22 protein-coding genes are annotated in these 21,061 nt (G+C 38.5%); 2 read left to right on the plus strand and 20 right to left on the minus strand.

Annotation, left to right across the window (positions count from 1 at the left end):
- Positions 1 to 9 precede the first annotated feature (9 nt).
- The 11 genes from RCC89_00710 to RCC89_00760 all read right to left on the minus strand — a co-directional run bounded on the left by RCC89_00710 (position 10) and on the right by RCC89_00760 (position 10,311).
- A complete protein-coding gene (locus RCC89_00710) occupies positions 10 to 1,038 on the minus strand; it encodes a rod shape-determining protein (GenBank protein ID WMJ71696.1) in 1,029 nt (342 codons plus the stop codon).
- Positions 1,039 to 1,168: 130 nt separating this feature from the next.
- The gene (gene purH, locus RCC89_00715; GenBank protein ID WMJ71697.1) at positions 1,169 to 2,695 is read right to left on the minus strand and encodes a bifunctional phosphoribosylaminoimidazolecarboxamide formyltransferase/IMP cyclohydrolase; all 1,527 of its coding nucleotides are present in this window, start codon (positions 2,693 to 2,695) and stop codon (positions 1,169 to 1,171) included.
- A gap of 5 nt (positions 2,696 to 2,700) precedes the next feature.
- Positions 2,701 to 3,303, minus strand: a complete 603-nt coding sequence (purN, locus tag RCC89_00720; protein WMJ71698.1) for a phosphoribosylglycinamide formyltransferase — start codon at positions 3,301 to 3,303, stop codon at positions 2,701 to 2,703.
- 22 nt (positions 3,304 to 3,325) lie between these two features.
- A complete protein-coding gene (locus RCC89_00725; protein ID WMJ71699.1) occupies positions 3,326 to 4,201 on the minus strand; it encodes a geranylgeranylglycerol-phosphate geranylgeranyltransferase in 876 nt (291 codons plus the stop codon).
- 170 nt (positions 4,202 to 4,371) lie between these two features.
- The gene (locus tag RCC89_00730) at positions 4,372 to 4,872 is read right to left on the minus strand and encodes an HAD hydrolase family protein (protein WMJ71700.1); all 501 of its coding nucleotides are present in this window, start codon (positions 4,870 to 4,872) and stop codon (positions 4,372 to 4,374) included.
- A 33-nt stretch (positions 4,873 to 4,905) separates the two neighbouring features.
- Positions 4,906 to 5,682, minus strand: coding sequence for a DUF2520 domain-containing protein (locus RCC89_00735; GenBank protein WMJ71701.1), 777 nt, complete (start codon positions 5,680 to 5,682; stop codon positions 4,906 to 4,908).
- Positions 5,682 to 8,237 carry a cytochrome c biogenesis protein CcsA gene (gene ccsA, locus RCC89_00740; protein WMJ71702.1) on the minus strand — a complete coding sequence of 852 codons (2,556 nt, stop codon included), beginning with the start codon at positions 8,235 to 8,237 and terminating at the stop codon, positions 5,682 to 5,684. The genes RCC89_00735 and ccsA (RCC89_00740) overlap by 1 nt, the downstream gene beginning before the upstream one ends.
- 12 nt (positions 8,238 to 8,249) lie before the next feature.
- On the minus strand, positions 8,250 to 8,666 hold the full coding sequence (locus tag RCC89_00745) for a cytochrome c maturation protein CcmE (protein ID WMJ71703.1): 417 nt from the start codon (positions 8,664 to 8,666) through the stop codon (positions 8,250 to 8,252).
- A complete protein-coding gene (locus tag RCC89_00750) occupies positions 8,663 to 8,917 on the minus strand; it encodes a CcmD family protein (protein ID WMJ71704.1) in 255 nt (84 codons plus the stop codon). Before RCC89_00750 ends, RCC89_00745 begins: the two co-directional genes overlap by 4 nt.
- 2 nt (positions 8,918 to 8,919) lie before the next feature.
- Positions 8,920 to 9,585: a cytochrome c biogenesis protein CcsA gene (ccsA, locus tag RCC89_00755; GenBank protein WMJ71705.1), complete on the minus strand. Its 666-nt coding sequence runs from the start codon at positions 9,583 to 9,585 to the stop codon at positions 8,920 to 8,922.
- A gap of 60 nt (positions 9,586 to 9,645) precedes the next feature.
- Positions 9,646 to 10,311, minus strand: a complete 666-nt coding sequence (locus tag RCC89_00760) for a heme exporter protein CcmB (protein ID WMJ71706.1) — start codon at positions 10,309 to 10,311, stop codon at positions 9,646 to 9,648.
- A gap of 131 nt (positions 10,312 to 10,442) precedes the next feature.
- Between RCC89_00760 and RCC89_00765 the strand changes: the two genes are divergently transcribed.
- Positions 10,443 to 11,123 carry a DUF3575 domain-containing protein gene (locus tag RCC89_00765; protein WMJ71707.1) on the plus strand — a complete coding sequence of 227 codons (681 nt, stop codon included), beginning with the start codon at positions 10,443 to 10,445 and terminating at the stop codon, positions 11,121 to 11,123.
- Positions 11,124 to 11,399: 276 nt separating this feature from the next.
- Positions 11,400 to 12,425: a phenylalanine--tRNA ligase subunit alpha gene (gene pheS, locus RCC89_00770; protein ID WMJ71708.1), complete on the plus strand. Its 1,026-nt coding sequence runs from the start codon at positions 11,400 to 11,402 to the stop codon at positions 12,423 to 12,425.
- Between the two features lie 94 nt (positions 12,426 to 12,519).
- Here the strand turns inward: pheS and RCC89_00775 are convergent, their stop codons facing one another.
- The 9 genes from RCC89_00775 to RCC89_00815 all read right to left on the minus strand — a co-directional run bounded on the left by RCC89_00775 (position 12,520) and on the right by RCC89_00815 (position 20,886).
- Positions 12,520 to 13,395, minus strand: a complete 876-nt coding sequence (locus tag RCC89_00775) for a hypothetical protein (protein ID WMJ71709.1) — start codon at positions 13,393 to 13,395, stop codon at positions 12,520 to 12,522.
- Positions 13,396 to 13,458: 63 nt separating this feature from the next.
- Positions 13,459 to 13,737 carry a DUF3781 domain-containing protein gene (locus tag RCC89_00780; GenBank protein WMJ71710.1) on the minus strand — a complete coding sequence of 93 codons (279 nt, stop codon included), beginning with the start codon at positions 13,735 to 13,737 and terminating at the stop codon, positions 13,459 to 13,461.
- 32 nt (positions 13,738 to 13,769) lie between these two features.
- Positions 13,770 to 14,435 (minus strand): hypothetical protein, encoded by a 666-nt coding sequence (locus tag RCC89_00785; GenBank protein ID WMJ71711.1) that lies wholly within the window; start codon positions 14,433 to 14,435, stop codon positions 13,770 to 13,772.
- 46 nt (positions 14,436 to 14,481) lie between these two features.
- Entirely contained in the window at positions 14,482 to 16,107 is a 1,626-nt protein-coding gene (locus RCC89_00790) for a hypothetical protein (protein ID WMJ71712.1), read from the minus strand.
- 107 nt (positions 16,108 to 16,214) lie between these two features.
- On the minus strand, positions 16,215 to 16,670 hold the full coding sequence (locus RCC89_00795; protein WMJ71713.1) for a DUF1569 domain-containing protein: 456 nt from the start codon (positions 16,668 to 16,670) through the stop codon (positions 16,215 to 16,217).
- Between the two features lie 116 nt (positions 16,671 to 16,786).
- Positions 16,787 to 17,740, minus strand: coding sequence for a pyridoxal-phosphate dependent enzyme (locus tag RCC89_00800; GenBank protein ID WMJ71714.1), 954 nt, complete (start codon positions 17,738 to 17,740; stop codon positions 16,787 to 16,789).
- 31 nt (positions 17,741 to 17,771) lie between these two features.
- On the minus strand, positions 17,772 to 18,452 hold the full coding sequence (locus RCC89_00805) for a hypothetical protein (GenBank protein ID WMJ71715.1): 681 nt from the start codon (positions 18,450 to 18,452) through the stop codon (positions 17,772 to 17,774).
- Positions 18,453 to 18,758: 306 nt separating this feature from the next.
- Entirely contained in the window at positions 18,759 to 19,268 is a 510-nt protein-coding gene (locus RCC89_00810) for a MepB family protein (GenBank protein WMJ71716.1), read from the minus strand.
- A gap of 1,087 nt (positions 19,269 to 20,355) precedes the next feature.
- Complete coding sequence (locus tag RCC89_00815) at positions 20,356 to 20,886, minus strand: DUF2185 domain-containing protein (GenBank protein WMJ71717.1); 531 nt, start codon at positions 20,884 to 20,886, stop codon at positions 20,356 to 20,358.
- Between the last annotated feature and the right edge of the window lie 175 nt (positions 20,887 to 21,061).

Raw genomic sequence — 21,061 nt, forward strand, 5'->3', positions numbered from 1 at the left:
TAAGAGATTTTATGACATCAATACTGCTTTATAGCTATTAATATCTTTAATAGCTATCCCCGTACCGCGCACGACAGCTCTCAGTGGATCTTCGGCCACATGTATTGGGAGCTTAGTTTTCAGTGCAAGGCGCTTATCCAGCCCTCTTAATAACGCACCTCCACCGGTAAGATGTATTCCATTGTCATAAATATCTGCAGACAATTCTGGCGGTGAAATCTCCAACGCCTTCAAAACAGCCTCCTCTATCTTAGAGATGGATTTATCTAAAGCAAAAGCGATCTCAGAATAGCTAACTTTGATTACCTTAGGAATTCCTGTCATCAAGTCACGGCCACGAATTTCATAATCCTCAGGTGGCGTATCAAGTTCTGTCAGGGCAGATCCCACTTCGATCTTGACCCGCTCGGCAGAACGCTCACCAATCAGAAGGTTGTGCTGTCTTCTCATATAGTCGAGAATATCTTTGTTAAAGACATCACCTGCCACACGTATAGACTGTTCACACACAATACCAGAAAGTGCAATAACCGCAATCTCTGTTGTACCCCCTCCAATATCAACAATCATAGAACCCATAGGCTGCTCAATGTCAATGCCCAAACCAATGGCCGCAGCAATTGGCTCGTGAATCATATACACCTCTTTAGCCCCGGCATGCTCAGCAGAGTCGCGAACAGCTCTTTTCTCAACTTCAGTAATACCCGAAGGGATACATATGACCATACGATGAGAAGTAGCGCCAACAAGCTTTTTATTGCTGTCAATCATTTTGATCATGCCCCTGATCATATGCTCGGCAGCATGGAAGTCAGCAATCACTCCATCTTTAAGTGGACGGATGGTCTTGATGTTCTCATGCGTCTTTTCGTGCATTTGCATCGCCTCACGCCCTATGGCCAGCACTTTGCCCGAAACTTTATCCAGAGCAATTATAGACGGCTCATCAACTACGATCTTATCTTTATGGATAATTAAGGTATTGGCTGTACCTAGATCTATGGCTATGTCACTGGTAAAAAAATCAAATAAACCCATGTTTTATTCTACTTTAAGGATAAGGTTATACCTCTGTCAAATGATAAAAATCAAAAATTAGTTTCAAAAACAGCATATTTACAAACTGTTTTTTATAAAACGCCCAAAGATCAAATATATTCAATCTGTATTAATGTTTAAAATGTCTCAGACCTGTAAATACCATTGCCATGCCTCTAAGGTTACAAAAATCTATAGATTCTTGATCTTTTACTGATCCCCCAGGTTGAATTACTGCTTTAATGCCTGAATTGAAGGCAATTTCTACACAGTCAGGAAATGGGAAAAATGCATCAGAAGCCATAACTACTTTGCTGTCTAACTTAAAGCCAAATCCTTCTGCCTTTTCAATGGCTTGTTTCAAAGCATCTACCCTGGAGGTTTGACCCACACCACTGGAAATTAACTGATCTTCGGTAGCAAGAACAATGGCATTGGACTTCGTGTGTTTACAAATCTTAGCAGCAAATATCAAAGCCTTTTTCTCTGCATCTGAAGGAGAAGCAATGGTTACCGTCCTAAGGTCAGAAACCTTCTCTGTCTTCAAGTCTTTGTCCTGCTGAATAACACCGTTCAACAAGCTCTTGAACTGCACCTTTGGAAGCTGTACGTCTTTTCTTTTTAATATGATTCTGTTTTTCTTAGACTTCAGAAGCTCCAAAGCATCATCAGCGAAAGATGGGGCTATTAAAACTTCGCAGAAAAGTTTGTTCAACTCTTCGGCAGCAGCCATATCCACTGGCCCATTTGTCACAAGGACACCTCCAAAAGCAGAGATAGGATCAGCGGCCAATGCCTTTAAATAAGCTTCTTTCACTGTACTGCCCAATGCCACTCCACATGCATTGGTATGTTTAAGAATAGCAAAAGCCGTTTCCTCAAACTCATCTATTAAGGCAACTGCTGCATCCATATCAACTAGATTGTTATACGACAATTCCTTACCGTTGAGTTTCTCAAACATTTCACTTAGGTTACCATAGTAATACCCATTTTGATGCGGATTTTCGCCATACCTAAGCATGCCGGTAGTTTGAATACTGCTTTTGAAAGATGGCAGGTCTATATCTTTGGTAAAATATTGATAAATAGCAGAGTCATAATGAGAAGAAGTGTCAAATGCAAGTGCAGCGAACATTTTCCTGTCAGATAGGTCTGTAGCACCATTTTTTTCGCGCAAAACATCTTCCAACACCGAGTAGTGGTTTCTTGAAGATAATATTACCACATCCTTATAGTTCTTGGCCGCTGCCCGGATTAGCGAAATACCTCCAATATCTATTTTTTCGATGATTTGATCATCTGATGCTCCAGAAGCCACTGTTTCCTCAAAAGGATATAGATCCACAATAACCAAGTCAATTTCAGGAATATCAAACTCTGCAGCTTGTTTCTTATCGTTCTCAAGGTCTCTCCTATGCAGGATGCCACCAAAAACTTTAGGGTGAAGCGTTTTGACCCTGCCTCCAAAAATTGAAGGGTAACTAGTCAAGTCTTCAACCGCTGTTACTTCCACGCCCAGCTCTTCAATAAACTTTTGGGTACCTCCTGTAGAGTATATTTTGACGCCATTTTCATTCAACAAACGTACCAGTGATTCCAGGCCATCTTTGTAGAATACAGAAATTAATGCAGATTTGATTTTTTTGGATTCCATTACTCTTATCCTTTTATACTTTGGGTTATTAATTCGTCAATGATTCTTGGGTAGTGTTGATGCTCAAGGGACTGTACTTTTTTGGCGACCATTTCTGGAGAATAACAGTCTCCTATGTCGCAAGCCGCCTGAAAAATAATTTCCCCCTCGTCGTAATTTTCATTTATGTAATGTACGGTTATACCAGTTTGCTTTTCTTTAGCATCCAGCACAGCCTGGTGTACATACATTCCATACATACCTTTGCCACCATAAGCAGGCAAAAGTGCAGGATGGATATTGATGATTTTACCAGGAAAAGCCTCTAAAAGCCTATCAGGTATTAGCCACAAAAAACCGGCAAGAATTACCCAATCGGTTTTTAATGCTTTGAGCTCATTGACAATTACGTCACTATGAGCAAATTCTTCTTTGTTAAAAACCCGTGTCGGGATATTAAACTTTTTTGCACGTTCTAAAGCATATGCATCCTTTTTATTACACATAGTAGCTACTATGTTCACATCTTTCCTGTCACGGAAATATTCAAAAATTTTTTGAGCATTGCTTCCTGAGCCGGAACAAAATACAGCGATGTTTATCTGAGAGTCTTTCACGAAAATATTCAAAAGACAAATATAATTATTCTATTTATATAAATATCATGCCCGCAAGTCCTGAAAGCATAATAATCTTACACAAGACGCTAACTTTATGAAATTCTTTGATAGTATCAGCATTTGACAACTGATACAGCAGGTAGCTTACAGGAAAAATTACCAAAACAATCAGCGCTACAAATAGTTGACTGCTGATAAAAAACGAAGCATAAAGTATAAAGGAAAGAAAAATTCCGGAAATTATGAAAATGAAATTTCTGGTACGCCTTATCCCCCACAAAACAGGAAGTGTTTTGCAGCCAAAAGAGGCATCTCCCCTTGCATCTTCCATATCTTTAACAATTTCACGTATCAAAGATATAAAAAATGCAAAACCTCCATAAACCAGTGCATGCGCCAGCCCAGCCTGAAAATAGTACGATGGCAAAACGACGGCTACCCCTGTCAATAAAGCTACCACAAAATTGCCGCTAAACGGCTGACGCTTCAGCTCATTGGAGTATAACCATAGAGCACCCCCGCAAGCTATATTAATAAGCATGATTCTCCAATTTAAAGCTGCCCCCAAAAGCACCCCTGCTACAGTAAACCCCAAGTGGGCCACCATGGCTATTCGGCGATTTAGGTACCTGCCAACTACAACTTTCTGAGGCTTGTTTATGATGTCTATTTTTACATCATAATAATCATTGATAATATACCCTCCCGCAGCTATTGATACCGTAGAACATACCAAAATGAATAAATCAAAAGAAAACAACGTTTCTAAGTGCGGAAGGTATTTTCCTACTATAAAAAGGGCAACAAAATACTGACTAAGGGCTATAATAACAAGGTTCTGCAAACGCACGAGACGATAAATAACTCTAAGTACATATCTTAGATGTTTAAGTAAGTTATTTTTCATGAGTCTCTTGCAGCCCTATTTTTAAGGAAATGATTTTCGATCTTAAATTACAACATAAAACAATCTAGTAAAAGAAACCTGAAAATTTTAGATAAGCTTTCCCCAAAAATCATATATATATGTATAGGTCAACTATTTTCCATATGGCGCAACAGAGCTTTGTCCAGCAACTACCAGTTTTCAGGTGTCCATTTACCTTGCGCTTTCATGACTTTTTCTATTACATCGCGCACAGCTCCTCTACCGCCATCTTTTGGGCTGATGTAGGAACAAATAGGTTTAATGTCTTCTGCTGCATCATTAGGGCAAGTTGGCAGCCCTGCCAGTTTCAACATTTTATAGTCAGGAATATCATCGCCCATATAGAGGATGGACTCATTATCTATTTTCTTACCTTTAATATATTCATTAAAGACCTTAATCTTATCCTTTACACCCATGAAAATATCCCTAATGCCGAGAAACGTTAACCTGTTTTTGACCCCTTCTTCAAAACCACCAGTAATAATAATAATGTTATATCCGTTCTGGACAGCTTTTTCTAAAGCATAGCCATCCTTAATATAGAACCTACGTGCATGCTCGCCATTAGCATAAGACACAACGCTGCCGTCTGTTAACACACCGTCAACATCAAGAATAAAGGTAGAGATTTTACTGAAATCAGCCATAATAATAGGATTTACAGTAAATGTAGGAGAAAATTACTCCTTTCTCAATAATCGTTTGGTCAAAATTTTATAAAGGTCTTTCAACGCCGGCTGGCCTGATAAATAAGAAAGGTGCTTCTCCAACGTTTTCACATCTTTGCGAACGGCTGGCCCTGTTTGCGCTTCGGCAGGAGATAAAAGAAAAGCCTTTTCCATTGTTTCTGCAATCAAAGGCTTCAACACATCAAATGGCAGGTTTGCCTGTTTGAGTATATTATCAGAAATGCCATATAAATGATTGGTAAAATTGCAGGCAAAAACTGCTGCCACATGCAGAGAAAGGCGGTCAGCAGATGATGCTCTATAAATATGCTTACTGACAGCACTTACCAATATTTCAATTAATTCATATACCTGCTCATCAGACCCTTCTAAAAAAAAGGGTACATTATCCAACTGAACAGCCTTAGACTTAGAAAAAGTCTGCAATGGATACATAACACCAAATTGCTTAATACCATCAAGTACCTCAAGGGGAGCGGTACCTGAAGTGTGCACAACTATAGAATGGTCAGGAACTTGTAATTGCGCTACTACTTCCGAAATGTAATCGTCGGGTACGGCAATAACAATAACATCTGATTTACTGGAAGAAAAATCTGGACAGTCTAGTGCAATGGCATCATAAAGCCTATGCGTTAAGTTTTGGGCATGGTCTTTATTTCTGCTGTATATTTCTTCTACTTTAATACCAGCATTTTCAAAAGCCGGTGCCAGATTCCATGCTACGTTTCCGGCACCGACAAAAGATATTTTATATGAGGCGGGCATTACTCCAAGCCTTTGTCTCTCATTTTAGCGAACTCAGTATACCTTCTATAAACAGCCATACCTATACCCAACATAAGTACTAGAGTTCCAATCCATAGCACATTGATAAGTGGTTTTTCAATGGCTTTTAAGATGATATAATCCTTTTGCGTAGTATTTACCTTAAAGTGGAACTCTCCCGTCTCGGTATTTACATTCACAAGAGTAATTTTTAAACCAAGGTCTTCAAAAACTTCAGGTATCTGCCCAATCATTTCATCCTTAACAACAAACATAGGCTCTGCAACAATGTCCTCGTCAGTTTTTAAGATGGCAAGTTTAGACTTAACGGCAAACTCCTTTTCATTGAACGTAAGTCCAGGAAGGTCTTTCTCTAAATCCACACCTTTAAAGACAGTGATATAGTCATTCCACACAACAGTATCGCCTACCTGCAGGTGATAGTCCTGATCTTCGCTCCACTTTTTATCATCATCTGCTACCGGAATAGAAGACACGTGGGTATACAGGTCTTTTCCAAAATACCTTTTAATATCAGGCGAAGCCAAAAGCCCCATCTGAGGGTTTATCTGAGCTCTTGGGAAAAGTGTAAATACCTGCCCATTGTCTTTACGGTACTCTACTTCAAAATAGATGTTTTCGCCATAAATGTTAACGGTATCCCCTTTGCTGAAAAGCTTCTTGTCCTTATTATAAATATCTTTTTTGGCCAAAACTATATCCGCATCCATCGTTTCAACAAAGGCATTTTTAGGGAAGAAACCAGACATCCCTCTAACCTCAAGCCTCGGGCCTTTGTAAATAAGCTCATAGTCGTCCATGCGCATCGCTTCATTTCTCCACAAAAGGACGTTTTCCTGATTCATCTGATCAGAAAACTCTTTGGAATAAAGCATACCTGAGTTATTTAGAGAAATAACCTTAGAGTATCCTGATGAAAACAAGATCCCTATCAGCATTAGGCCTACACCAATGTGGGCAAAAGCACCGCCAGCCAGTTTGTAGTTGTTTCGGAAGACATTATATAAAATAGAGCCATTGCACAAAACAGAAAAGACTGCTGCGGTAGTCAATAAGATGTAGGAAAGCTGAGAAAGCTCTGCAAAAAAGATAATAGCACTAGAAACTACCAATGTCAAAATCAAAGGAATGGCAATAGCATCCCATAGTTTTGCTGGGTTCATTTTTTTCCACCAGAAAAACTGTCCAATACCAGAAAGAATGGCAATACCAATGGCAAACCATATCTGCCAATTGCTATAGTAGATTTCCTGATCTGCTGGCGGAGCTATGTTAGACTCACCGCCAAAAGCTTTTATGATGGCATTGAATACAGGAATAGAAGTTGTGTAAATAACCTGGAATGCAGCAAGGCAAAGCACTGAAATACCTGCAAAGACCCAGAATTCACGAGAATATACCGTTGTTTCTTTCTCAGTAACCGGAAGCGCTTTCCATCTCCATGCGATCATAAAGATAGATATAAAGACAAAGAACAACAGGTATATGAGCAACTGTCCGCTAAGTCCTAGGTCAGTAAAAGAGTGTACGGAGGCATCGCCTAATATACCGCTACGTGTCAGAAACGTAGAGTATAAAATGAGTATAAAAGTAGTACAAACAAGAATGACAGACAGTTTTAAAGCGCTACCACTGTTTTTGAAACTAATCATTCCATGAATACTACCAATCAAAATCAACCAAGGCACGTAAACAGCATTTTCTACCGGATCCCAGTTCCAATAGCCACCAAAGTTAAGTGTTTCATAAGCCCAGTAGCCACCCATTAAAATACCAGCACCTAAAGTAATAGCTGCAAACAACGCCCATGGCAATGCCGGCCTAATCCATTCTTTATATCTTTTTTGCCACAGTCCTGCCATACAATAAGCAAAAGGGACTAAAGTAGCGGCAAAACCAAGGAAAAGCACCGGAGGGTGAATAACCATCCATATATTTTGAAGCAACGGATTCAGCCCGCTTCCATCTTCTGGAATAAAATCAGGGTTACTGACAAAGACCGGCAAGTCTGCCATCTGCTCTCGTAACAAGACAAAAGGCGAACTACCTATTTTAAGATCTATCAAAGGAATAACCGCACCAATAACCATAGAGGCCAGAAATGCCTGCACAGCACAGAATATGGTCATTACTGGCGTTTCCCATGTTTTATTGACTTTAATAAGTACTACCCCTAACAAAACATGCCAAAACATCCACAGCAAGAAGCTACCCTCTTGCCCTTCCCAGAAGGCAGAAATCATGTAGTAAAAAGGAAGTGTTTGGGAAGAGTGACTCCAAGCGTAATGGTATTCGTAATAATGGTTGCTGATAATCACATACAGTGATGTCACCACCCCCATAACAGCAACGGCATGGATGTAAAAAAAGACTCTGGCAAATGATCGCCAGCTTTTTAATTTATCTTCATTATCCAACGATGCTGATTTTTCCAGAACAGTAGAACGGAAAAATGCAATAGTTGCAATTACGGCGGAGAGGAACGCAGTAAGGACAAGAAAGTGCCCAACGTCCCCAATAATAGATCTAAACATTTACTAAGTTATTTAATATCCGGCTTTTACTTCATTTTCTTCATATTTAGACGGACACTTTAGAAGAATCTTATCCGCCACAAATATATCGCCTCTTGCACTACCTACAATTACAACCTGTTCAGACCTTTCTATATCTTGAGGTTTAGGTTGGCCATATTGCACAATAGTTTCCCTATTCTTATTGTCTACAAGTACAAACTCAAAGAAGTTCGGATCCATTTCAGGCCTATATTTCATGCCTTGAATGTTGCCTTCACTATCTTTCTTAAGCTGCCCAACCACGTGCACCTTGGCACTACTGCCACTTTCAGCCAAAGCAAAAGCTTCGCCGAAATCTACATATTGGCTAGTGTTTCCAGAGGTAGAAACTATTATAGAAATAGCTATACCAATAATTACAACGGCAAGAATATGAGACTTTTTCATACGTATTCGGGGTTATCGACGTTCTTTTCAACCTTGCTGATCCTTCTGTCCAGAATGAACAGATAAAGCGCTATTCCTAGAAAGATCAACAGCATTACAGCAACTACTACAAATATCTTACCATCTTCTCTAAAAGTGTCAGCCATTTCTACATGTGAAGACGATTGACCAGGAGCGCCTGCCCCAGGATGCTGCCCAAATGCCGTAAAGCTGAGCATAAACATCATTATTATGTACAATAACTTTTTCATGATTATTCTATACCGCGTAGTTTATATTCAATATTTTTTAAACGTATTCTTAATGTAGAGACCCATACTCCTAAAAGGGTAAAACCTATCACTGCAGGGTAAAATATCGCTCTCATTCTACTGTCCAGATCATAAGCGTTAAAACCAGGGTTACCTCCATTGCCAGGATGCAGAGAGTCTTGAAGCCTTGGCAGCACAAAAATCAGTGCGATCAAGGTAGGAAAAGCAAATATATTATAAACGGCACTTATACGCGCACGCTGCTGGTCATCGCTAAATGCGCCTCTAAGAACAAAATATGCAAAGTATATCAACAAACCGATGGCGGCAGAATCCTGTTTGGGGTCTCGGCTCCAATAATCGCCCCAGGTATAGCGCGCCCAAATCATGCCGGTGACTATGCCCAAAATCCCAAATAAAACCCCTGTATTAGCAAACTCTACGGCCTTTACATCAAGTTCTGAACGGAACCCTAACAAGTATTTTATGGAGTAAATGACAGAAACAAAGAGTAAGATAACCATCCCAAACCACATAGGAACATGAAAATATAGATTCCTAATGGTTTCATTAAGGATATCCATCCTCGGTACCTCAAAAAGTAAACCTGCTATAATTACATAAATTAAGAGCAGTACAGTCAATATTTTCCACCAATTCTTTTTCATGTTCTAAGATTAAGAAAATTCCTTAGAGTTAAACAGCGTATTTTTAACAAAAACCTTTCATCAACTTTTCCAGATAAACGGGAACAACAAATACGAGACAGCCACTACCATTGCATTTATCGCTACCAATATCATCAGGTCATTATATATAAGACTTCTTTCAAGGCCATCTATAGAGTTGCGCGAGCACCTTATCAATAAGACCAAAACGGGTATTATCACTGGAAAACTAAGAACAGCCATTAACATGCTTCCGTTCCCAGATTTAGATGCTATTCCTGAAATTAATGTCAATGTACCAGAAAAAGACATCGCCCCTAATAAAAGGACAAGCAAAAACATGCCCAAGTCTTCTACCGGATTGCCCAATACCAAAGAGTAAAACAAGTAAGCTGTAAAAGCTAGTATAATCATCAACAAGACATTATATATTATCTTAGATAGAATGATTACCCTTGGGCTCGTCAAATTATAATAATATAAATTTCTCGCTTGTCGCTCTTGCATAAAGCTTTTCGTAATGGCATTTACCGCTGTAAAAAGCATTATGATCCAAAGAAGTGCATTCCAGGTAAAAATAGACAAATCACCGGCCCGAACCCCAATGCTCAAATAGCATATAAAGACCGTACTGCCTGCAAAAAGCAGCATTCCGTTTAGAGCGTAACGCTGTCTCCATTCGAGCATTATCTCTTTTTTTATCTGAGCTGAAATTTCTCTGACCATAATCAAAAACAAATTTCAGATATTTTTACTGAACAACCTATGCAAAATGTCATTTTTAAACCTGACAAATGTAAACTTTTCTACATACCAAGGGTAATATTTAATAGGAAGGCTAAAAGAGGAAATGAATTATGAGAAGATATTTGTTGGTAGCAGGGTTGGTAGTATGCTTAATTAACAAGGGATTTGCCCAAGAAGACAATGAACTGTTTCAAGATAACGACGAGGAAATAGAAGCGCTGGAAGAAGAAGACGTTGAAGAGCTTGAAGATGAAGAAATCGAAGAGCTAGACGAAGAGGAAAGGCAAGCGCTGGAAATACCAGAAAGACGAAACACTGTCAAATTCAATACATTAAGTCCATTTGTAAGTTCAATATCCGGGTTTTATGAAAGAGGGATTACTACAAATATGAGTGCCCAGATTGGCCTATTTTATACAGGCTACTCACTCACCGGCTCTAGCTGGAGAGGATATGGTATAACGCCAGAATTCAGGTACTATTTAACAAGCGAAGAAACATATAATGAAGGACTTTACGTAGCACCTTTCTTCAGATATCAGCAACTTGAAGTAACACGCCACATACAGGAAGCGAACATCAGCTCTTTGATGAACACCTTTGGCGGTGGTGTAGTTGGCGGATACCAGTTTAAAATTGCTGACAGGTTCGCTTTGGATGCTTTCTTAGGGCCGGCAATCGATATTGGAACTTTCAGGTATGAAGAAGGCATGGAAAACGTGGAGTTTGATGGAGGGCCTTTCTCCGGCTTTAACTTAAGGGTTGGCCTATCAGTAGGATACTCATTTTAGAAAAACTGAGTTTAGGGCTTTTCTTGAATAAAAAACGCAATAGGGTTTGTTCACACAGCTATGCAATAGGAACTGCTATTGCACGACAAGCCCTATTGCTTATTACAGAATTGAACCTCACCTGCCTCCTTGCAATATTAATGCTGCTTAGAAAATTTCATCAAACAAAGCAAATCATGCATTTAGCGCAGTGGCCTAATTTTGCAATTTCCAGTACTTTTAAGCCTGTTTCTGAAAATAATCCTGTAAATTTGTCGGGCTAATTCATGAAAAGTTATGCTTGATAAAATTTCTCAGTTGCAAAAAGAGGCTGAAGCTTTTGATATTAAAGATGAAAAATCACTCGAAGCGTTCCGTTTGGCCTTTATTAGTAAAAAGGGTAAACTAACTTCTTTGTTTGATGAATTAAAGAGCGTTCCCCGCGAGCAAAAAAAGGAAGTTGGCATGAGCTTAAACAAGCTTAAAGTTTATGCTAAAGAGAAGTTTGACACTGCCACCCAAGAGGTCCAGTCAAAGCAAGGGGATAAAGGCGAAAAAAGTGACCAAGACCTCACCTTGCCTTCCATTCCACATGCCTTAGGGTCACGCCACCCGCTCACCATTGTGAAGGAAAGAATTGTCGAAATATTTGCGCGCATGGGATTCAACCTTTCTGAAGGGCCCGAGATCGAAGATGACTGGCACAACTTTACAGCCCTTAACTTTCCTGAAAACCATCCTGCCAGAGAAATGCAGGACACCTTCTTTATAGAAAGAAAACCAGATATTACTTTAAGGACACATACGTCTTCTGTTCAGGTTAGGGTAATGGAAAACCAAAAACCTCCTATCAGGACATTGTCCCCGGGCAGGGTATTTAGAAACGAAGCTATTTCTGCCCGTGCCCATTGTGTGTTCCATCAAATAGAAGGTTTATATATTGATGAAAAAGTGAGCTTTGCTGACCTTAAGCAAACACTTTATTACTTTGTAAAAGAAATGTTCGGAAAGGATATTAAAGTCAGGTTCAGGCCTTCTTTCTTCCCTTTCACGGAACCGAGCGCTGAAATGGACATTACTTGCCTGATTTGCAAAGGCAAAGGGTGCAACATATGCAAGCAGTCTGGATGGGTGGAAATAGGAGGTGCAGGTATGGTAGACCCTAATGTGTTGCAAAACTGCGGTATAGACCCTGAAAAATACAGTGGCTTTGCTTTCGGTATGGGCATAGAAAGGATTACCATGCTAAAATACCAAATAAAGGACTTAAGGCTATTTACAGAGAATGACGTAAGGTTCTTGAGGCAGTTTACGCATTTATAAGGCCTGACTGTGTTGTCTAATAAACTTGTGCCCTATAGCAATTTGATACTATAGGGCACAGGTTCAGATAGGACTCATACTCTTTTCAAGTACTTTACATTTTTATTTCCTCAAACAAACGGTTGTTCAGCAACTTCTGCTTAAACTTCTTTTTGTTAAATTTCTTATTGGATGACCCAATATTAAAGCTCCTCCCTTCAAAAATAAAAGTTGCGAGTTTAGCTTTAGAGTTGTCATCACCAACTTTGGTTCTTTTCACCTTCACTTGGCGAATGGCATCTTTCAGTTTGTCTTCAAACGCCGCAAAACCATAATGCTCCTCGATCATGGGAATAATGTCTTCAATAAGTCCTGCATAAAAATCAACATTAGTAAAGCTTGCAGCATCTGGCTTTCTGAAGAAAACATCATTGTCTAAGATTTTTTCCAACATTGTAAAGAGCGCTTCTTTTTCATCCCCCTTTAGCTTCCATAACTCTGCTTTGTAATAAGTGATCAGAACAGCCCTTTTCTCAAAAGATGTAGCGCTAAAGGTTTGATAGGGAAACTCGTGCTCTGCTAGTTCAATATATTCAAAACTTTCTTCGAGTTCACCTTCCTCTTTAAGCAACTGCGACATTCTTAAGCAAGCATTGTGTTTGTAGTTGGCATAAGGAGCCATTATACTGTTTCCTTCATCCAAATCATTCAATTCGGAGTCCAAGATTTTTCGGTACCACGCTTTGGCTTTTTCAATATTACCAATCTGAGCGTAAACTACTGGAATATTGTTAAAGCTTCTTCCATAACAATTAGAAGTATCAGGGTATTCCCGAACAACTTTCTTCCATACATACAATGCACTATCAAACTTCTCATGCTGAACAAAGTCAACCCCTTTATTCAATAAATCACACTCCCACTCCTGAGCTTGAGCCATTTGAACGGACAAAAAGGACAAGAAGATTAATTGCAGAACTTTATATTTCATCTCAATGCTGGTTAGTAAGTCATTACATGGCAATATAAGGTAAAAATTTAATTCACACCTTCTTTAGGTAGGCAATCGTGCTCTTTTGTTTAACGCATCCACCGTAATAATTCTATAAGTAAATGAGTTAACCGTAATTCTCAAACTTCTTTCGTAGTTGGTGATATAAATGTTTTTCCCTCTTTTCTGAAACTGCGACTCATCTGTTGCACCAAGCACGTCGAGTATCATCTTTTCAATCTCGTCTTTTGACAAACTGGTACTCAATTTTTTACTGATCCTTCCGTACACAAGTTTAGTGTAGCAAATATTGATCAAAACCTCTTTTTTATAATTTTTCATTTTAGCCCTACAGGGAACTATTAGTGAAATATTTATACCACAGGCTGCCTTTCTAGGTCACTGTATGGGTAGTGTCCAGCCTGCTTTAGGAGATCGATTAGTTGTTCACTACCGTTTCCCCTTGCAAAGTCCATTTCACTTTTAAAAATCTGTAAGCACAACAGTAAATGATGCTGTCTATCACCAACTTTAAATTTCTTACTGCCGGGTTCATACAAGTCAAACAACAAACAAGTGTTCTCTTTCCCGTCTCCGTTTGGCAACTCACATGTGTCATACGGGTTTAATACTGCCTCCCTGGAATAAAACCCAATGGCAGTAAATAAACCACATATTTTTCTTTCAATAATATTAAATGCTCCTTTAGAATCTTCGTTATTATCGTATTCGTGTTTGGTAAATGCAACAAGCTCATAAGTGCCCAGTCGATTTGGAAGAGGGCCTGTTCCATCCGGCTCTAAAAGCTCCATAGTTGCAAAACCAGTCCCTTTTATATGGTTTAGGAAATAATACATATCAACTGCACCACCAACTGAAAACGGAATTAGTGCATGCCCAACTAAATTGTGCATGCGCCCAAGTACATTTTCAAGTCCTTTTGATTTTAGGTCATAACCTTGTTCATACTCTTCCTCAGTAAAGTCTTGTGGGGCTTGCTTCTGGCTTTTACTAAACAGTTTCTTAAAAAAATTTATCATAGCAAATTACATTTAAAAAAATCGCCTCAATGTGCTTAGCCATTGATCATTTAACCTCAATAAAAGTACCAGGATAAGGTGCCGGTGTTGGGAAAAAGTCGGAAGGGGAGGTAACTGTTTCCATTGTTGCTGACTTTTTATCCAAACGGTAATGACTTATGGTTCCCTCTTTAATATTATGTGCATCCGAAGTGGTAATAATAAAACATTCGGTCTTTTCAACTATTTCTATAGGATAAGCTATTTCTTCAGGGTCTTTTATATATTCTAAAAGTTTGGCTTTTAGAAACTTTATGGTCTCGGCGTCTTCTTTTGTAGGAAAATAAAGCTTAGATAAGTTTTGCCCTATCGTCTGGGTAACCAAATTCACCACAAAATCATATTGATAACCATCCTTTTCACTATGCCTTAATGGGACGAATTTAACCAACCTTTTAAATTTGACTTTTACCTCGTCTTTGCTGGATTCTGATTTTATGATATAGTCGTCTACGTTAATTCCGGAAATAACCTCCTTCAAGATACCCAAAGCCATATCTGTTAAAGGCTTGCTGTATTCAGGTTTAATAGGGAAAAAGCCATTCATTCTTGCATACTGCTCCTTTAAGGAAATATCCTCACGATTATTGACGGGTAAATTGTAAGACTCATAATCAAAAATGACTTCATGAGTCTTTTTGTCAATAAAATATCTTTTGACCGATTCTTCTGAAATACTGACGATAAAGAAATAATCATCATTTTCTGAAACGGTGTGTTCCATTTTGGGTCCCAAAGGAAGAGGTATAATATCTTGTACTGAATGTATAAGATCAAAATCCGCTTTGGTCGGCGTGTAAAAAGCTACATCAGATGAGTCAAAAGGAAATATTTCTTTAGTGATAATATTGACAGCAAGATCATAAACCCTTTTTTCATTCCTGTTTTTGAACCTAACATTGCGCCTATATTTTACAATGATATCTTTATAATTACCCAAGATTACAATGTCAAAGTCTTTCGGGTCTATTTTCAAGTGTGGCTGTTTAACAGCTAAGATAGATGAGGCGATTTTCACTAATTCCCCAACATGGCCCGACATCTCACCTTCCTCATTTAGAATAATGTATAGGTCTTTATTGTAATAATGTTTAAATGTGCGCTGGGTAAGATAATAAAAAGGGTTTGTTCCTTTAAACCTTAAGGTTTTTCCGCTTTTTTTACTAATTAATGTTTTTTCCAAATAGGGCTTTTCCTCTTCGTTATTGAGAAAGCCTTTATCAATATGTGGAACATCGTTAAAACAAGAAATCAAATAGTACTCCTCATTCTCCGCAATACTATACTCTATATCTGCCTGTATCTCTTCAGGCAAAAAGTTCTTTTCCTTTAATTCAGCAATAACTTCTTCTTCCTCCGTAGATGCCAGCCATAGCCCTGTTTCTGAATCATCTAAAGGGTTTATTTCCTTGGTATGTAAGTTTACGGTGATATCATATGTGGTGCTTTTTATAGGGTTAGATATATAGCGCACACCCCTTCGGAAAAAACCTTTGGTAACTCCATAAGTGTCTTTCCAAACGCTGATATAAAAATCACTATAATCTATAGCTATTTCCGGATACTTTTCTTCTAAAATATCCTGAGCCATAACAATCAGCTCCTCTCTGCTTCTCGTATCTAGGTTTTCCATATTAAGATGGTTTTCTTGGGCATCTAAACAAAATATGTTAAAAATTAAAAGAAATAGTACCCTATAGCATTGGATCATTTTATAAAAATTGCAAAACATAAGATACGCTATAATAAGCGAAACTGCTTAAAATGGTGTGAGAAATGTTTGTTATGAAACCTTGTCCACTCCTCTCTGTCCAGTTCACCCATTGCTAGGTTTACAGGTTTTGCGTCTGGATTGTTCAAAAAGTATAGTTCAAATTCATCTAACGCTAAATATAGCTTTTTTAAAGCGGCACCAAGATCTGAGCAAACCAGCTTAGGCAATGTATCTCCAAGCATAGGAGCTTTAAAACCCATAGGAAGCTCATTGTCTGTGTATATTACAGCACGTTTTATTTGCTCCGCTTTTTCTTTAGGAAAATATAACTTCTGATCTAGCGCACCATTAGAAGACATCACGGCAAATGCTAGATGCTCTACCATGTGCTGAGCGGTCATACGCCCCCACACAGGATCACTGTCTGACTTTAACCCCTTCAGTTTATGCACTAGTCCCTGTCGGTTTTGAATATCTATCATAAAAATTTATTAAAAAAAATACACAGGTAATCCCGTATCTCCGACATCCAAGATGAACAAACATAAAATTTCATCCAATTTTTTTTCATAAAAAATTAAAACAGACAACGGCCTCTTCAAAGCCATTTTTGAACCTGCTCTTCAGTTAAATTCCCACCACATATCACACTGCAAACATTCTTTTTACTAAATAAAGTAGGGTTTTCTAATATGGCAGCTATTCCAACTGCAGCCGATGGCTCTGCTCTCAATCCTTCATACCTATTCAATACCCTAATTCCCTCAACAATACTCTCGTCGCTAACCAATATACCTTCGTCAATCAAACCTCTCATATCCTCAACAACTTCAGGAATAGGCAACCGAACGGCAATACCATCTGCAATTGTATCTGCACCTAACAAGTTAACCACCTCACCTTTCTTCCAAGATTCAATCATCGCTGGCGCTCCCCTAGCCTGAACCACAATTATTTTTGTTTCTGGAGAATAATGTTTGAAAACTTTCGCTATTCCTGTTGCTAGTGCGCCATTCCCAAGCGCAATCAGCAAGTACTCTATTTTACTTGGCAGATTCAGCAGTTCTAGCCCAATAGTCCCAGCGCCTTCTACAGTCTCAATATTAAGGCTATCTTCCACAAAACCAATATTATATTTTCCTGCAAAAGCCTTAGCTTCTGACTTGGCCTCATCAAAATCATTTCCATATAAAATGACCTTAGCCCCTAAAGATTGCATTTTTTTTACCTTTAGACTATTGGCATTTATACTTGCAAATACTGTTACCTTAACGCCCTTTTTTTTGCATGAGTAAGCTAGGGCTTGGCCGAAATTACCGGCACTTGCGCAAACCAATTCTGAATTATAGCCCAAACCTGAAACCAACAGCTCTGCTCCCCTGCCTTTGAAAGAACCAATAGGGTTTTGGGTCTCGTCTTTTAAATACATTTTACACTGTAAAAGATCAGAAAGTGACCCAGAAAGAAACTGTGGAGAATTTAAAAACGCCTTGTCGATTTCACTGACGGCATATTTTATTCTGGATAACAAGATCCTGTCTGTCGTTTTCATATTTTACCTCAAACAAGCACTTGCAAAGAAATTACTTTATCCTCGATATCTTAATGCCTACTATGCAATCTAATATCCATTCAGGAATATCTGCTGTATCTGTCTCAATCGCACTATACATCAACAACTCCTCTTTGCTTGCAAAAAACAACTTTTCAATTCCTACACTTTCTACTTTTAAGTTATATGGCTCAAGCAAATCATTAATGTCGGCGGCAAGTTTAGATTGAGTCAAGAACGCTGACGTTTCTTGGTAGTTTTTAACAGCTTCTACCGTTGGGAACTCCTCTTTATACGCTTTGGTCACTTCGATCGCGAGGTCTCCTGTTTGAACTAAACGCCCGACCAAAAAACTACTCAAAGAGTCAAGGTTATAGTCAGAGGCTGCTACAGGAAGAATAAGTTTTAGCTCTTCGAGCCGTTGCCTATGGGTGGTGTTAGATTTAGCATAGGGGATATTCAGGAATAGGCTTACATGTCCATTTTCTTTATACTCTTTGAAAACAGGTCGGAAATCTGAGGTGTCACTTTTGTTCAGGACAAAATATTCTGTCGCTCTTTCCAAATAGCTAGAACCCGCAACTTCTCCTTCGACCTTCCTACTGCCCACATTAACATTATCGGAATGTTGCCTTTCTACACTTTCTTTCAGATCTCCGTTACAGCTAAAAAGTCCAAAAGCTATTAGCCAAACCCCTAAGATTCTTTTCATTAATTCGCAATTACAATTGACCAACAAGCCCATAAATGGTTTTACGCCAAGTCGAAGCCTTACATTCCTAAAGATAACGATAAAAAGCAAAAATCAACGATTACACACGCACTTTGAAGCATTCAATACTGCACCGCCACGACCAACACTGATCCAGTATTAGCTTTCGAATACCTCCCCTTACGAAGGCATTTATCAGAAAATAATTAAATTTTACATGGTGCAGCCGTAGCAAGATCTTTTCAACGTAAGCCACTGAATTGGAGTTGCCCGAGTGATATAATTGCATCGAAACAAGGTGTCGAATCAAAACAAACTTTCTATAAAATCTTGTCTAGCAGCAATTTCCTTATTGATCAAAACAAAATATTTTGTCTGCCAACTTTGGCTTTTTTCTGCTTGTTTATTTGTAGGAGTGTCCCAAGGTGGATAAACCCTGAGCCCACGCTTTCCTGCATTGCTTTGGTGTGAGATAATGCCTTTCTCAACCAAAACAGATTTGGGGAAAATAAACTGCCCTATGCCTGTCTCGGACTTTGAGGTTATTATCATAAAGTCAACAGGATCTAAACTGCTAAAAGGTTCGGTTGCGCCATCTTCATTCCGTTTCCAAGTGGCAACAAATTGGCCTGTTTTTGTAGGTGTAATTTTAGAAACCCTATGCTCAACTTTGCGCCCCCTTAGTTCAAAAGAACAAGCCCCATACTCAGTACTTTCAGAATGGATCTTCAGGTTACCAAATGACAAGTTGAGTTTGTCATAAAACAGCTCCCGAGCAGTTAGCAGGTCGTCTTGAAGGGCATTAACAGATGTCATAGGTAATAAAAGATGTTAAGATATTTAGAGACACTTACACTGCTGAGTAGCACTATGGCATAGCTCCTAGGTTTTACAGCATTTAAACATCCGTCGGAGGTGAAAGGCTGCAAAAGAGCTGAGCGCTCAGCTCCCACTGTACCGGGGAAGGACGATAGTATGCAGTGTAGGCGGCTGAACATATTATTTCTCCGAGGATTTGGAACCTTGTGATTTTAGTTTTGACTCCATATACTTCTTGAATTCTTTAAAATCCATGTTTTCCGTATCCTTAAAAACCTTATCCCTGATCTCCCCCATCATCTTTACAGAATCAAATCTTTTTCCAGTTTTAGTCTTTATAATTAATCAGTTCTAGAGGACTTCTGATTTTAATAATCGGGTATCCTGATCTCAAAATTTATAGATCTGGCAAGCTGATCAGAAAAGGAAATTCAACAAAGTACTACATTATTCTTGCGACATAGTAGCTTTTTCAGATTCACTAAAATAGCAATGAATCATATACCAGTCCATTGCTCCATGACTTCTAATTTCTTTTATTTTCGAATTACTGACCCTTGAGTTAAGATAGATTTTATTATTAACGGCTCTATCAATCTGGTGTTTATCAAAAAGCGCACTTTCTATAAAATAGAAAGCTACTGGTTTGTAGCTAATTCTATTTTTATTTTTAAGACACAATAATTCTCATTTTGCTCATTCATGTACTTCTCAAATGAAATTTGATAATGAACACCATATCCTATCAAAAGAAGACTGAGAGTTGAAATAATAATGATGGAGGTCGTGAACAAAATTTTCATTAAATGCTAATAAATATTGCCGTGATTCAAATTGTCGCATAGCGGTGAGCAGCTAAGGCTATGATCTGTGGTCATTGTAAAACTACTTCACTATCCGCCCCAGATAAAGATAGTGAATAGCTGAAAGTTTTCTGTCACCTAAAAACCAGCCATAGATTATAGCCTCGTGTTGTGTGCATGTAATTTTTAGTCTTCTGGTCTCCAGCCTTCAACTTTTTTCCAAGGCTTTCCTTTATCTTCTCGTTCAAATACAGCCCCAACACCTCCTTTCAATGGAGTAATTAAAGTAGGATCCTTATCAAGCATATATTTAATATTCTAATATTTTCAGGATTATTAGTATAATCATCGTCTTCCAATCCGCTAAACATTCTCCATCCACTATCTTCATCCCTATCAGTTTTTTCTCTATATAAAAAACGCACTAATCCGGTATATTCAAAACACTTTTTAGATACTAGTGCACTTTTTTCGGCAGAATCTATCCAACATGGGCTATCTTTTTTTACTATAGTTTGAGCAATGTGCTTTGGCTTGAAATGTATTTCATCTCCTTCATTTAGACCATTTATATAAACCGGCTGGTTAACAAGAACTCCTTTATAACCAGAAAACAATCCCTTCCCTTTCGTGACCCTTACCCACATTCTTTCAGTACTTGGATAATTTTCCTCTGGATTTTTAATTATAAAATGAAGTCTAACCTCATCACCTATTTTTTGAGTAACTCTTTCTTCTTTTGACGGGATAAAAAATGACTCAGGATTTTCTTTAGCTGTTAATTCAATATCTTCTAATTCCCATGCTTTCATTGCCTGTTTGTGGGTTGAAATCATTGCACATAACTAAATCTGAAACACATACACCTGCCCTTATCTCCTTATTATCTTGAATCTACTGCAAATATCTGATAGATTCAACAAGACTATCGGCACCAGTATTACATTGAACACTAATAATATTCCTTATATCCATTGATTTACTATT

The sequence above is a fragment of the Cytophagaceae bacterium ABcell3 genome (genome assembly GCA_030913385.1).
GTDB lineage: Bacteria > Bacteroidota > Bacteroidia > Cytophagales > Cytophagaceae > ABcell3.

Bases quoted from the DNA above. Each gene is read 5' to 3' on its own strand.
- RCC89_00745 (WMJ71703.1), bottom strand. From the start codon at position 8,666: ATGAAAAAGTCTCATATTCTTGCCGTTGTAATTATTGGTATAGCTATT.
- RCC89_00800 (WMJ71714.1), bottom strand. From the start codon at position 17,740: ATGAAAACGACAGACAGGATCTTGTTATCCAGAATAAAATATGCCGTC.
- ccsA (WMJ71702.1), bottom strand. From the start codon at position 8,237: ATGTTTAGATCTATTATTGGGGACGTTGGGCACTTTCTTGTCCTTACT.
- purH (WMJ71697.1), bottom strand. From the start codon at position 2,695: ATGGAATCCAAAAAAATCAAATCTGCATTAATTTCTGTATTCTACAAA.
- RCC89_00780 (WMJ71710.1), bottom strand. From the start codon at position 13,737: ATGAAAAATTATAAAAAAGAGGTTTTGATCAATATTTGCTACACTAAA.
- RCC89_00735 (WMJ71701.1), bottom strand. From the start codon at position 5,682: ATGCCCGCCTCATATAAAATATCTTTTGTCGGTGCCGGAAACGTAGCA.
- RCC89_00730 (WMJ71700.1), bottom strand. From the start codon at position 4,872: ATGGCTGATTTCAGTAAAATCTCTACCTTTATTCTTGATGTTGACGGT.
- RCC89_00760 (WMJ71706.1), bottom strand. From the start codon at position 10,311: ATGGTCAGAGAAATTTCAGCTCAGATAAAAAAAGAGATAATGCTCGAA.
- RCC89_00795 (WMJ71713.1), bottom strand. From the start codon at position 16,670: ATGATAGATATTCAAAACCGACAGGGACTAGTGCATAAACTGAAGGGG.
- RCC89_00815 (WMJ71717.1), bottom strand. From the start codon at position 20,886: ATGAAAGCATGGGAATTAGAAGATATTGAATTAACAGCTAAAGAAAAT.
- RCC89_00750 (WMJ71704.1), bottom strand. From the start codon at position 8,917: ATGAAAAAGTTATTGTACATAATAATGATGTTTATGCTCAGCTTTACG.
- pheS (WMJ71708.1), top strand. From the start codon at position 11,400: ATGCTTGATAAAATTTCTCAGTTGCAAAAAGAGGCTGAAGCTTTTGAT.
- RCC89_00725 (WMJ71699.1), bottom strand. From the start codon at position 4,201: ATGAAAAATAACTTACTTAAACATCTAAGATATGTACTTAGAGTTATT.
- RCC89_00810 (WMJ71716.1), bottom strand. From the start codon at position 19,268: ATGACATCTGTTAATGCCCTTCAAGACGACCTGCTAACTGCTCGGGAG.
- RCC89_00790 (WMJ71712.1), bottom strand. From the start codon at position 16,107: ATGGAAAACCTAGATACGAGAAGCAGAGAGGAGCTGATTGTTATGGCT.
- RCC89_00765 (WMJ71707.1), top strand. From the start codon at position 10,443: ATGAGAAGATATTTGTTGGTAGCAGGGTTGGTAGTATGCTTAATTAAC.
- RCC89_00785 (WMJ71711.1), bottom strand. From the start codon at position 14,435: ATGATAAATTTTTTTAAGAAACTGTTTAGTAAAAGCCAGAAGCAAGCC.
- RCC89_00775 (WMJ71709.1), bottom strand. From the start codon at position 13,395: ATGAAATATAAAGTTCTGCAATTAATCTTCTTGTCCTTTTTGTCCGTT.
- RCC89_00805 (WMJ71715.1), bottom strand. From the start codon at position 18,452: ATGAAAAGAATCTTAGGGGTTTGGCTAATAGCTTTTGGACTTTTTAGC.
- RCC89_00710 (WMJ71696.1), bottom strand. From the start codon at position 1,038: ATGGGTTTATTTGATTTTTTTACCAGTGACATAGCCATAGATCTAGGT.
- ccsA (WMJ71705.1), bottom strand. From the start codon at position 9,585: ATGAAAAAGAATTGGTGGAAAATATTGACTGTACTGCTCTTAATTTAT.